Origin of the sequence: Dyadobacter sp. CY347 (assembly GCF_021502655.1) — a bacterium.
Lineage (GTDB): Bacteria > Bacteroidota > Bacteroidia > Cytophagales > Spirosomataceae > Dyadobacter.
Genome location: NZ_JAKFFT010000004.1, coordinates 1,434,125 through 1,447,181 on the forward strand (window position 1 = coordinate 1,434,125; position 13,057 = coordinate 1,447,181).

A 13,057-nucleotide genomic window follows, 5' to 3' on the forward strand; every position below is an offset into this window, starting at 1 on the left:
ATATACCTTATTTAACCGGGAAGAAAACCCGGAGCATTTGATTCACCAGAACGGGTAGAAAACCGGCTGCCAAAATCAGTTCCAGCGCTTGGAGGCTGAGTTCCTCCAACGATAATATCTGCCTGAAAAAAGGAGCATAATTGGTTATGAACATGATCAGAATGCACAGGGCCAGTGCCATCCAGATAAACTTGTTCCGCGTAATCTCATTGTCGAAAAACCGCAGCTTTCCGGAATATAAATTGAAGACATGAAGCAGCTGGGCCAGCGAAAGCGCATAGAATGTGATGGTGTTTCCCTCTTCCGCACTTAACCCCAGCCGGTCAATCGCATACCAGTATACACCCAGCACGGAACCCGTCATCACCAACGCATAAAACACGACACGCTTCCAGTCGGATAATTCCAGGATGGGCTGTTTGGGGTCGCGGGGGCCGGATTTCATCACATTTTTATTGTCTTTCCCCACACCCAGCGCCAGCGCGGGGAATACATCGGTAATGATATTGATGAAAAGGATCTGCAAGGGCAGGAGCGGACTGCCTACATTCAGGAAGCCTGCAAAAGTGACCACGAAAATCTCACTCATATTGCAGGACAGGAGGAATAAGATAAACTTTCGGATATTTTCAAAAATAACCCTTCCCTGTTCGATCGCGTGGACGATGGAAGCGAACGAGTCGTCCTTTAACACCATATCCGCAGCTTCGGCAGCCACAGCTGTTCCACGCAGTCCCATTGCAATGCCTATATCCGATTTTTTCAATGCAGGAGCATCATTCACGCCATCGCCCGTCATGCCCACAATGTCTCCCTGTTTTTGGTAAAAATCGATCATATCCAGCTTTTGTGCCGGGTTAACCCTGGCAAATACGCGGCATTCCATCATCTTTTCCTGATCTTCCAAAGATGAGAAATCAAATGATTCGAGGTCCTTTCCGGTCAATACGAGCTGCTCCTCCGCTTCAACGAGGTTAACCTGCTTGGCAATTTTAAGTGAGGTCGCAGGATGATCACCAGTGACCATGATCACCTTAATGCCCGCTTCATGGCAAGCATTGAGCGACTTGATGACTTCCTTCCGTGGCGGATCTAAAAATCCGATGAGACCTGCGTAGGTTAGTTTTTCTGTTTTTGTAAAATCCTTTTCCGGTTTGTTGCTGGATTGTCTGTAAGCAAAAGCAAGCGTGCGCAGCCCGTCAGCGGCCATTTGTTCTGAAATTTCGAGCTCTTTATCCCGGTCTTCCTGACTATTCCAATGGCAAAGCGCGGAAACTTCTTCCACTGCGCCTTTAACACCAATGAAATATTCTGAGCCAACCTGGTCAAGGGTTGCCATAATGCGTGTGTCGGAACTGAATGCCTGTTCGGCTTGCCGCTGGTAATCCTGATGCAGTTTATGCAGATCAATCCCGGCTGCACGCGCATACGAGAGCAATGCGATTTCGACCGGATCCCCTAATTCTTTCCTTTCGGATTTACTGGACGACAATTGCGCATTATTCACCAATGCACCGATCCGGGCAAGCATTTCAAGGTCGGGCGAATGGATGAGGTCCTGATCGCCTTTGGTAACTTCCAATGTTTGACCCGCTGCATTGTCGGCATTCAGGCGAACAGTCAGGTCGTTTCCGGCAACCCGCAGTGCATGGACTTCGATTTTGTTTTGGGTTAATGTCCCTGTTTTATCTGTGAAAATAACATTGGTTCCGCCCAGCGTTTCCACTGCGGAAAGGCGTTTAACAATCACTTTTTTCTCAGCCAGCCGAAGCATTCCATAAGCCAGCGCCACGGTAGCAACCACCGACATGCCTTCGGGAATAGCCGCAATGGCCAATGCGACAGCGGTTTCTATCAACTGTTTAATTTCCTGTCCCCTTATCAAACCTACAATCAGGAACAAGCTGGCCATTCCCAGTGTAACCCAGATCAGGACTTTTGCCAGTGAATCCAGTTTTGCTTCCAGCGGTGTAGCCGTGCGCGTGGCCTCGTTCACCATTGTTGCAATCTTGCCCAGCTCGGTGGTCTGGCCAATGTGGGTTACCATTGCTTTGGCATTGCCATTGGTAATAGCAGTTCCTTTGAATAACCGGTCATGCCGGTCTCCGAGCGGAGCATCCTCCGGTGAAGCGTCCGTGGTTTTGGCAGAAGGGACCGACTCGCCCGTAAGTGCCGATTCGTCGACCGTAAGCTGGTTAACTTCCAGGATCACAGCATCCGCAGGAACCAGATCGCCAGCTTCCAGGATCAGGATATCGCCGATGGTGACCTGTTCGGAAGCGATCTCCACGATGAGTTTGTTGCGCAAAACCCTTGCCGGCGTCATATCCAGTTTGCGCAATGCTTCCATGGATTGCCGCGCATTATATTCCAGTACAAAACCTGTAATGGCATTGATCAGGATTACAGCAATGACAGCATAACCTTCCAGGGCATCACCAAGGAAAAAAGATACGACGGCCGCGGCTGCCAGGATCCACACGATCACACTGTTAACCTGCCGCAGCAGAATGGACCAGACGCTTTCGGGCTTTACCTGTTCCAATTCATTTAATCCGAATTGCCGGAGCCTTTCATTTGCTTCTTCGCTGGATAAGCCGTTCTTCGGATCGGTGCGGTCAAGGTTGCCGGTGTTCTCAGTCATATATTGATCGCGGGATGTCTTCTACTTAAAGGTAGGCAATTAGAAACCTTAATTTTTGTTTTAATCCAATTTCAAAAACCATTCACTGTAATGCATGACGGTATTTCGTAATTATTAGCTTACCCCATGGATTCAATTGCCTAACTTGTTCTACAATCTGCTTCAACACTAAAAGTTTGCGATTCCAGGTCTGTGAGTCAATCGGTGGATCCTACCAAAAAAATTAAAATGTCAATTAACATTACGAGGAAGGACATTGTCTTTCAACCCGATTCAAGCCGCGTGATCGCGCGGTTTCTGTTTAGCAGCGATGAAAGGGCTACACAATTAATTACTGCGATACTTAACCTCTCCGAGCAGGAACAGAAGCAGGTGTTAAGTAATGTTTTACGCAAATACGCAAAGCGGCACAGAAATATCCTGAAAGTATTCGAGCGTCATTTTCACAAGCTTCACCCTGTGCTCAGGTCCATGGGCATTGATTCCAAGAAAGTGGGAACTACAGAGCAAATGCTGATAGGTTCTTATTTTACGATGGAATATTCCATTGAAGCCGCTGCTTTTTTCAATCCATCCATCGTAGAAGATCCGGACCAGTCGGGCACCGGATCCGACGAACGACGGGTTATTTTAAGTTTCAGGGCAACGGGTGAAGGCCATATTTCTTCCATAGTTTTCAGGTCCGCCATCATTGACCGGGATAACCTGATCACCGTAGAACCTCCCGGCAGAATGCTGGATTCGCCTGCGCATGTCCGCAACCATATTTACAAAAAGAAATCATTCCTGGCCAAGCTGGGGGAAATGCAGAACCCGGAAAATGCTGCATATCCTGTGATCGAAGAAAAGCTTACAGAGACTTTTACCTACGAAGAGCTGAAACGCTATGTGGATGAAACGAGTAAGGCCATTGAACTCGACATGCCGAGCCGCATTTTCCTGCGTGAGACCATGTGGCTGGCGTCATCGCATTACGAAATGGATTTTTCCCTGGACACGGATATTTCGGAAAGGGTTATTTTTCCAATAGCCGACACCGAAAAGCGGGGCATTGAAGATGCCCGTTTTGTCCGGTTTCAGCAGGACGACAACGAGCCGATCTACTACGCCACTTACACAGCCTATGACGGAACTTCGATCCTGCCGAAAATCCTGATGACCAGCGATTTTTATCATTTCAAAGTTTTGCCCATTCATGGAGAAATTGCCCAGAACAAAGGCATGGCGCTTTTTCCAAGGAAAATCAAAGGTAAATACGCGATGCTTTGCCGGATAGACGGCGTCAACAATTACATTGCTTTCTCCGATAACATCAGCGTCTGGCGGCAGGCAACCATGATCCAGTCGCCCAAATATCCCTGGGAATTCGTGCAGATCGGAAATTGCGGGTCGCCACTGGAAACGGAAGCCGGCTGGCTTGTTTTAACCCACGGCGTCGGGCCTATGCGTGAATATGTGCTGGGCGCATCGCTTTTTGAACTGGACAATCCTGAGATCGAGATCGGACGGCTCAGCCAGCCCCTGCTGATCCCGAACCGCCAGGAAAGGGAAGGTTATGTACCCAATGTCGTGTATTCGTGCGGTGCGCTGATTCACAACGAAAGCCTGATCATCCCGTATGCCATGTCTGACTATGCATCCACCTATGTGGTTGTTGACCTGAAAGATCTGTTGCAGGAATTGACTAAGAATGTGGGGTTACCTGCGTAAAATGGATTCGTAAACAGCGAGATAACCTTCCACCATTTTATCCTTTGAAAACATGGACTGTGCCCAATCGGCACAGTCCTTTCTATTTATCTGCATCACAAGTTCCACAGCCTCAACGGCTTCACTTACAGAATTGACCAGAAACCCTGTCTTGCCATGTTGTATCAATTCGGGCATAGAACCACGGTTAAAAGCGATTACCGGTGTTCCGCAGAGCATTGATTCTGCCACACTAAGTCCGAACGGCTCTTCAAAACTGATCGGATGCAGCATCGCATAGGCCATTCCCAGTAAGGTGCTCCTTTTTTCCGGGCCCACATTTCCGCAGTAAAACACGGTTTTGAGATCGATATGCGGTTCAATTTCGCGTTTGAAATAACCTTCATCCTGGATCAATCCGGCGATCAGCAGTTTTCGGCCGCTCTCGCGGGCGATCTGTATGGCTTCGCTTGCGCCTTTGTCCGGGTGAATTCTTCCAAAAAATAGCAGATAGTCATCTGGGACCGAGATGTAGGGAAATGCGGTGTCGTCAATCCCGTTGTAAACCGTTGCCGCGTAGTCCAGGTCCGCATCCCTGTCGGCATTGCTGATGGAAACGTAATGTGTGTTTTGGTTATATTTTCGGTAAACTTCCTTGATCTTATCCGAAGAAAACCCATGTATCGTGGTGAGCATCGGCGTATTAATCAGCCTGGAATAGGTCAGCGGCAGAAAATCAAAATGGTTGTGAATCAGGTCAAACTGATCTGCTTTTTCCATTAAATTGCTGATATGCAAGCATTCGACCACCTTAGGGTCGACATTTGGATCTTCTGCGTAGGGAACAGTGCATGTAGCATCCAGTTTTCCATCGGTGATTGAATCCGCGGTGGCGAACAGCGTGACGTCAACGCCTTTTGCCACCAGGCCTTCGGCCAGGTAGGACGCAACCTGCTCCCACGGCCCATAATTACGCGGCGGCGTTCGCCAGGCAATCGAAGATAAGATCGCTACCCTCATGAATGCGCTGATTTCAACTTGGTCAGCTCTTCGAAGGCTTCCAGAACGCTCAGATGTGAAATAAGGTAAGCCAGTGTGCTCTCTGCTCCCTGGTTGCGGTTTACACCATATCTTTCCAGGCCGTCGCAGCAACCTTTTGTTTCAAAGTCGTACAGGCTGATCCGAAGATCGTTTTCACCTAAAAACCACATAAAACAGGTGTTAAGCTGCTGAACATAAGCTTGGTCGCTCGTAAGCCGGAACGCCTGATGGAACATGAGCACCATGGCCAGCGCATCCAGCGGCTGCTGAGCAAACATGGAACTTTCTCCGTCTTTTTGATACCATTTTTCATTCCCTACAATAGAAAGATAACCATTCTTCAGGGTGATTCCCGAAAGAAAATCCATGCTTTCCAATGCAATCTGATTGACATTTTCATTGTTCAGAAACTCGGCAGCATGCAGCATCGCGAGTGGTAAAAAAGCATTGTCATAGGCTAGCAGCGACTCGTACCAATGCCATTCATCGGTGCGGTTTAGCTTATAGTCTGCCATTAACCGGTTTGTCAATTGCCGGAGCACCTCGATCATCCCATCGTCGGTCGGGTTGCTTTTCAGATAATAACAAATCCCTACCATTGTATTTGCAATGCTGCGGATGGATTGCAGTTTCACAAAGTTGGGCGATGCGTCGAAGAAAATTTCCCTTCCGGTTTGGTAATAGGCATCATTCGGTGCATTTCCAAGCAGGTAACCCAGTGCCCAGATCGTCCTGCCAAACGAATCTTCCGATCCCACTTCATCCAGAAAATTTCGGTTGAAGCTGAGGAAGTTCCGGAATGCGCCGTCCGGGTTCTGCATATAATTGATATAGCTAAGGTAAGTCGGCGACAGTTTAAGCGCAAGCGGATTTTTATTCCTTTTGTAGGTCATCAGCACCATGAGCAGCGCGCGAGCATTATCATCCAGGCAATAGCCTTCTTTCAGGTTGGGAATGCCGTACTTGGCATGCTGAATAATGCCCGTGTCGTCGGTAAGCCGTTGCACGTGGTCTAACAAAAACGGCGGCAATGCCAGCAGGTCCAGTATGGTTTCCGTTTCAACCTGCACATCGGGTTGCTCGGCTACGATTTGCTCCGCGAGTTCTGCATACTTGGCACCTATCTTGGGCCAGGTGATCTCCCTTCCATAGTTATACGCATTGTTACGCAATTCCTTCATCGTGTCCGGGTTGTCCAGCAGATCCAGGAAAATATCGCTCAGCGCCTGCACATCGTTGAAGGGGAACAGCCTGCCCCGGCCTTCGGAAAGCAGCTCGGCAGCGTGCCAGTAAGGCGTCGAAATGACTGCGGAGCCTGCGCCAATGGCATAGGATAGTGTTCCGCTTGTGATCTGCGCCTCATTGGTATAAGGTGTAATGTAAATGTCAGAAGCCGAAAGATATTTAAAGAGCTCCGTCTGATCCACAAACTCGTTCATGAAAATCACGTGCTTTTCTATGCCCAGCTTTTTGACCAGCCCTAATAAATAGATACGATATTCTTCGCCGGCGTGACGGATTACATTCGGGTGTGTTTTTCCTAACACAATGTAAACGAGCTGCGGATAGCGGGCAACCACAGCCGGTAGGGCTTTCAGCGCGATTTCAATGCCTTTATTTCTGCCGATAAACCCGAAGGTAAGCAGCACATGTTTGGACGAAAGTTTAAATTCCTTTTTAGCCGCCAGCTGGTCAAACTGGATATCTGGGACGCCGTGAGCGATCTGCCTGATCTTGCTTTCGGCCACGCCGTATTCTTCCATGAGCATATCTACGGCCGTCTTGCTCATGACCACCACGCATTGCGCTATTTTGCAGATCTCGATCATTACCGCCCGTTCGTTATACGACGGATTTTTTAGCACCGTGTGCAATGTGACGATCAGAGGGATTTTGAGGCGGTAAAGTAACGGCAGGATATAAATGCCATTCTGGCCGCCAAAAATGCCGAATTCATGTTGGAGCACGCATATATCGGCTCCGCTGATGTTGATGAAACTGGCTGCTTCCAGGTAGTCGCCCTGTTCCTCTTGCCGGATTGTGAGTTTTACTTCTTTGGGATAGTCATAATGTTGTCCATTGTCATCAATAGCAACGACTATTGCTTTATTCGGGCCATCAATGCCCGGTGCAGCTACGACTGCATCAAACAAATTTTTTGTAAAAGTCCCAATTCCGCATTCCCTGGGCGGGAAGGTGCCTATAAACGAAATCTTCATAAAGTGCGGAGTTGATTTCCTCTAAGTTAACCTTATTATCCCGCATTGTTGCCCTGGCGGCCCATACGTGCTCAAATGGCTATGTTTAATTCCAGTTGTCGATTTTGATATCCCGCGGATCCGGCTTGCCCTCTCCTTCTTCGATCAGAGATTTTAAGCTCAGCAGAAAAACCGCCCATTTTGTACTGCAATGATGCATGAATTCCACCGGCTCTTTCCAATTGGCGTGCTTAAAAATCAGGATAACGTATTGATCCTCTTGCCTTAATTCAAAGCTGATAGTGGTCCCCATCCATTCCGGTGGTCCATCTGCCAGTTCCCATAACACCGTGTTAGGTTCCTCGAGCGCGGCGACCTTCATATCGAAGCCACCCGCGCCAAATCTGAATTCAATAATGTTGCCCACCTGGTCTCCTTCTCCCTGCGTGTTACTCGTCCACCAACCGGCAAGTCCTGCCTGGGTTGTCAAGGCATGATAAACAGGTTGCATAGACTGTGATCGGATCCCGACTCTGTGTAAGATATCTGGCATAATACTGGGGGTTTTGGTTATGGTAAATGTATTTGCTGGCTTTCAGCTCCCCAAAAGTATCTGCTTGTCAGGATATTATAACAGTGTAAAATGGACAATACGACGGGTTGATTTGGACAATGTGTATTTCTATCTTGCATTCAAAAAGATGAAGAAGATCACGATCCTTGTTCCTGACGGAGAGAATAATTTAAGCAGTATTGTTGGTGCTTATAAAATTTTCAAAAGGGCAAATGTCTATTATAAGGAATTACATAACCGGGAATTATATCAGATCCAGTTGGCAGGGTTATCCAGCCAGGTAGATTTTCACGATGGTTTGTTCTCCGTCAGGCCGCACGTTCATATTTCGGCTGTTTCAAAAACAAATCTCATCATCATTCCGTCTCTGAACCACCAATTTCAGCAGGCCGTTGAAAAGAACGGGGCTTTGATTCAATGGATGAAAGAGCAGTATAGGGGCGGCGCTGAGATTGCGAGCATTTGCACTGGCGCTTTTTTGCTCGCTTCATCGGGTTTGATAAACGGGAAATCCTGCTCTACGCATTGGGCGTTTGCCGAAACATTCAGGACGCGCTTTCCGCAGGTTAATGTTCAGGTAGACAGGCTGATCACCGACGAAAACGGGATTTATACTAATGGCGGGGCCTATTCATTCCTTAACCTGATCATCTATCTGGTTGAAAAGTATTTTGACAGACAAACGGCCATTTTTTGCTCCAAAGTTTTTCAGATTGATATAGACCGGGAAGCCCAGTCATCTTTTATCATTTTTGCCGGTCAGAAATCGCACGATGACGATGTCGTCCGGCAAGCGCAAGCCTATATTGAAGAGCATGTTGAAAATAAGATTTCCGTTACCGAGCTGGCATCCAGGTTTGCCGTAGGCAGGAGAAACTTCGACCGGCGATTTATCAAAGCAACGGGCAACACGCCAACCGAGTATGCCCAGCGCGTAAAGATGGAGGCAGCCAAAAAATCTTTCGAAACCAATTCCAAAAACATCAAGGAAGTAATGTATGAAACGGGATATTCGGACATGAAAGCGTTTCGGGAGGTGTTTAGGAAAATTACGGGGGTTTCCCCGCTGGAATACCGTTCAAAATACAACAGCAGGGCTTATTAGGATAGTGGGTTATTCAAATCACTTATTCTCCCGATTTCGTGATGATTTTGATATACGCTTCTGCAACATTGCCGATGGCGCTAGGGTGTCCGTCGAGCTCTTCGGCGGTGGCGTCGTTGTAGATCAGAAAGGCAGTTAGGCCATTGAAAGTAACTGGTTTTATTCCGGAACCTGAATCGTCGAGCCTGTAAAGATAGGATAGCTCAAAGGGCTGTTCCGCCGTTCCACCAAGCGGGATGGCGAGCGGAACAGATGTGCCTGTCTGATAGCTTTCGCCTGGCGTGGTTAGCGCAAGCACACCAGATGTATGCCGTGTGTAACGCAATTGATATCCCGCTACAACCGGAAATGATGGCGTCGCGATCCGCTTGACTGTAGCTGTTACGTCATATGTCAACAAGCCGACCTGATTTACGGCCGTGGCAGATGGATTGGAATCTTCCTTGGCTGCTGACCTTGGTAATGTGATTTCACTCGTTATTGGCGTAACCTCGCCGATCACTGCGCCGTCTTTGTCATAAAATGTCAGTTTTTCAATCTTGAACTCGCAGGGGTAAGCACGGGAAACTGCGGCATTGGTTGCCAGCATACATTCAGATTCGGGAAAATTCGGGATTTCCGGGATTTCGTGATCCGTACACGATAGCACGATGCCGAAAACGCATACAGTACCAATAGAGATTGCTTTGCCGATAGTCGATTTTGCTTTCATAACGTTACCGTTTAGTCGTTTTGTTGAGATACGTTATAATAATGATAATCAACTGTTTACATTTAGTCAAGCGTCCCCGAAGGTTACGGCGGACATTCTTATTTTACGGTAAACAATTATCTGTTAACTAAAATGGAAACTAAAATGAATGCAAACAAAGCACTTTGGGAAAAGGGTGATTTTACCCGTCTGGCTGCAACCATGCGGGACAGCGGTTCCGCGCTGGTCGCGAAATTAGGGATTACAGCAGGCGCTGATGTTCTGGATCTGGGTTGCGGCGATGGCACTACGGCTATCCCCGCAGCCAAGCTCGGCGCTAATGTTCAGGGCGTCGACATTGCGAGAAATCTGGTGGAAGCGGGCAACGCCCGGGCAAAAGCGGAAGGTTTGACCAACATTACATTTCGGGAAGGCGACGCCATTGATCTGCATGACATTCCGGACGCAACGTTCGATGTGGTTGTCAGCATTTTCGGGGCGATGTTTGCGCCTCAGCCTTTCGATGTGGCGAAGGAAATGTTCCGTGTGACCCGTCCGGGCGGGAAAATCGTAATGGGTAACTGGATCCCGGGCGATCCGACACTGGTCGCTCAAATACTCAGAGTAAGCTCTGCCTACACGCCGGCACCGCCGGAGGGTTTCGTCAGCCCGATGCTCTGGGGTGTTGAAAACAATGTTACAGAGCGTTTCGTGGCAGCTGGCGCATCGCCCGGGAACATTTCATTCGAAAGGGAGACATTCACATTCCAGGCACCTTATTCTCCAGCAGTTTTTCTGGAAACATTCAGGAAATTCTACGGCCCGACGATGAATGCTTTTGAAGCAGCCGAAAAAAATGGTAAAGAAGAAGATCTTCAGCGTGAGCTGGAAAGTTTATTCGAAAGCCAGAACCAAAGTCCCGACAGCAACTCAACTTCCATCCCCGCCACATTTCTTAAAGTGACGGTTCTGCGTTAATGATTAATTTTATTCCTTAGGTCTGTTCACATCTTGATTCTGCAATTTGATGAACAGACCTAACTATTCTGAGGCTTAAAGCCTATATTTGGGTTTTAGGCTAAATATGAGTGTAATTAAACGAAATAACGTCAGGGTATTTGGCCAGGGTGAGCAAGCCATGGTCTTTGCGCATGGCTTCGGATGTGGTCAGAACATGTGGCGCTACATCTGGCCGGCATTCGAACAGGATTATAAAATTGTGCTGTTCGACTATGTTGGAAGCGGTAATTCGGACGTGAGCACGTATAATTACGAACGTTACGGTAACCTCAATGGTTATGCCCAGGACGTCATTGACATTTGCCTGGAACTTGGTTTGAAAAAGTGTGTTTTTGTCGGCCATTCGGTTAGCAGCATGATCGGGGTGCTGGCATCAATCAAAGAACCAGACTGTTTTGAAAGCTTGATTTTGATCGGACCGTCTGCCCGGTATATCGATGATCATGAGTACACCGGTGGTTTTCAGCACCAGGATATAGAAGAGCTTCTGGGGACAATGGAAAAAAATTACATTGGCTGGGCCAATTTCCTGGCGCCTGCTATCATGCAAAATGACGAACGTCCCGAACTAGGGGCAGAGCTAACAGAAAGCTTCTGCTCGACGGACCCGATTATAGCAAAGCAATTTGCGCAGGTTACTTTCTTATCTGACAACCGAAGGGATTTACCCAATGTGACACACCCGGTCCTGATCCTGCAGTGCTCACAGGATATCATCGCACCCGTGCAGGTCGGTGAGTTCCTGCACCGGCAAATGAGTACAAGCGTTTACAGGCTCATGCAGGCAACAGGGCACTGCCCGCACCTGAGCGCTCCGGAGGAGACGGTGAAGCTGATGAAGGAGTTTCTTGATTTATAAATCTATTTCCTTTTGGAACAAGCTGAGCACATTTTACAGGACTTACCCTGCGGCTGCGTCGTTTTCGATGAAGTGGGGACGATGACATTTGTAAACCGTACGCTATGTTCCATGCTTGGTTACCAGCCGGATTTACTCCTGGGGCAAAGCATTGAGAAAATCCTTACCATATCAAGCCGGATCTTCCACCAGACCCATTTTTTTCCTTTACTCAAATTAAATGGTGCGGCTAGTGAGATATTTCTTACCCTGAAACCCAGCAGCGGCAGCCCTATCCCGGTGATGGTCAATGCTAAAACACAGGCTGAGGCTGATCCCGTCTGCTACGTTTGCGTGTTTGTGCCGGTGTGGGAGCGGCGCAAGTATGAAGAGCAGCTGCTTGAAATCAACCGTGTCCAACAGAAGGCGCTGGACGAAAATGCATGTTAAACAGGCTCAAAGATGAGCTGGAATCAAACCAGTTTGAGCTGGATAGAAAAATTTCCGTCTTACGCGAGCGTAGTCAGGAATATTTGCAAATGGGAAAAATATTCATGCACGATATGCAGGAACCCATTCGTAAAATCAATCTTTTCTTTGACACCTTCATGCGTAAGGTCGATATCCCGGAAAATACCGAGGATTTCAGGCACCTCACTGTAATAAGAAAATCAATCACCCGGCTGAGATTTATGATGCGCTCCATGCTGGACTTTGTGCAGGTAAGTAATGCGGCCGATCCGGTCACATTGCTGAAACCTGCAAAACTCATCATGGAGGCACGTGATCAGGTAATGAGCGATCAGAACTTTGCTAATCTGGATCTCAGGATTGGTGAAATGTCCGACTTTGATGGCCGGGAAACGCAGATAAAACGGGTTTTTTATGAGCTATTAAAAAATGCGGTTGAAAACAAATCTCCTGACCGCGAATTGATGGTGGAGGTAACCGCTGTTATTTCCGAAGAAAATATCTATCGAAACCATCTCTCAAAGTACAAATACACGGACCATATCAAGATCGAATTCAATGATAACGGAGTTGGGTTTGAGAGTCGGTTTGATGACTATGTTTTTGGTTTGCTGAATAAGCTTAATACAGCGACACCGGGACTGGGGGTTGGTCTTGCTTTGTGCAAACAGGTGATATCAAGCCATTATGGAACGATGAAAGTGAAGTCGCGCGCAGGAGAAGGGACGAGCATTATCATTATTTTGCCCCTGAAACAAATCCCTGAATACACGAATTAACATTCCG

General features: G+C 47.8%; 11 protein-coding genes. 6 read left to right on the plus strand and 5 right to left on the minus strand.

The window, feature by feature from the left end; genetic code table 11:
• Positions 1 to 7 precede the first annotated feature (7 nt).
• Positions 8 to 2,644, minus strand: a complete 2,637-nt coding sequence (locus L0659_RS14140) for a cation-transporting P-type ATPase (protein ID WP_235126772.1) — start codon at positions 2,642 to 2,644, stop codon at positions 8 to 10.
• 228 nt (positions 2,645 to 2,872) lie between these two features.
• On the opposite strand from L0659_RS14140, the gene L0659_RS14145 reads away from it, so the two are divergent.
• On the plus strand, positions 2,873 to 4,354 hold the full coding sequence (locus tag L0659_RS14145; RefSeq protein ID WP_235126773.1) for a glycoside hydrolase family 130 protein: 1,482 nt from the start codon (positions 2,873 to 2,875) through the stop codon (positions 4,352 to 4,354).
• Here L0659_RS14145 and L0659_RS14150 read toward each other — a convergent pair.
• The 3 genes from L0659_RS14150 to L0659_RS14160 form a co-directional block, all read right to left on the minus strand.
• Positions 4,343 to 5,353 (minus strand): glycosyltransferase family 4 protein, encoded by a 1,011-nt coding sequence (locus L0659_RS14150; RefSeq protein WP_235126775.1) that lies wholly within the window; start codon positions 5,351 to 5,353, stop codon positions 4,343 to 4,345. The two genes, L0659_RS14145 and L0659_RS14150, sit on opposite strands and share 12 nt — an antisense overlap.
• Positions 5,350 to 7,593, minus strand: a complete 2,244-nt coding sequence (locus tag L0659_RS14155; protein ID WP_235126778.1) for a glycosyltransferase family 4 protein — start codon at positions 7,591 to 7,593, stop codon at positions 5,350 to 5,352. The genes L0659_RS14150 and L0659_RS14155 overlap by 4 nt, the downstream gene beginning before the upstream one ends.
• An 85-nt stretch (positions 7,594 to 7,678) precedes the next feature.
• Complete coding sequence (locus tag L0659_RS14160; protein ID WP_235126780.1) at positions 7,679 to 8,125, minus strand: SRPBCC domain-containing protein; 447 nt, start codon at positions 8,123 to 8,125, stop codon at positions 7,679 to 7,681.
• A 19-nt stretch (positions 8,126 to 8,144) separates the two neighbouring features.
• Between L0659_RS14160 and L0659_RS14165 the strand changes: the two genes are divergently transcribed.
• Positions 8,145 to 9,251, plus strand: a complete 1,107-nt coding sequence (locus L0659_RS14165) for a helix-turn-helix domain-containing protein (RefSeq protein ID WP_310590705.1) — start codon at positions 8,145 to 8,147, stop codon at positions 9,249 to 9,251.
• A gap of 22 nt (positions 9,252 to 9,273) precedes the next feature.
• Here the strand turns inward: L0659_RS14165 and L0659_RS14170 are convergent, their stop codons facing one another.
• Positions 9,274 to 9,963: a hypothetical protein gene (locus L0659_RS14170; RefSeq protein WP_235126782.1), complete on the minus strand. Its 690-nt coding sequence runs from the start codon at positions 9,961 to 9,963 to the stop codon at positions 9,274 to 9,276.
• 132 nt (positions 9,964 to 10,095) lie between these two features.
• Between L0659_RS14170 and L0659_RS14175 the strand changes: the two genes are divergently transcribed.
• From L0659_RS14175 to L0659_RS14190, 4 genes are all read left to right on the plus strand, one after another.
• Entirely contained in the window at positions 10,096 to 10,920 is an 825-nt protein-coding gene (locus tag L0659_RS14175) for a class I SAM-dependent methyltransferase (RefSeq protein ID WP_255727245.1), read from the plus strand.
• Between the two features lie 106 nt (positions 10,921 to 11,026).
• Positions 11,027 to 11,821, plus strand: coding sequence for an alpha/beta fold hydrolase (locus tag L0659_RS14180; protein WP_235126784.1), 795 nt, complete (start codon positions 11,027 to 11,029; stop codon positions 11,819 to 11,821).
• A 12-nt stretch (positions 11,822 to 11,833) separates the two neighbouring features.
• Positions 11,834 to 12,250 (plus strand): PAS domain-containing protein, encoded by a 417-nt coding sequence (locus L0659_RS14185; RefSeq protein ID WP_235126785.1) that lies wholly within the window; start codon positions 11,834 to 11,836, stop codon positions 12,248 to 12,250.
• Entirely contained in the window at positions 12,244 to 13,050 is an 807-nt protein-coding gene (locus tag L0659_RS14190; protein WP_235126786.1) for an ATP-binding protein, read from the plus strand. The genes L0659_RS14185 and L0659_RS14190 overlap by 7 nt, the downstream gene beginning before the upstream one ends.
• The last annotated feature ends 7 nt before the right edge of the window (positions 13,051 to 13,057 follow it).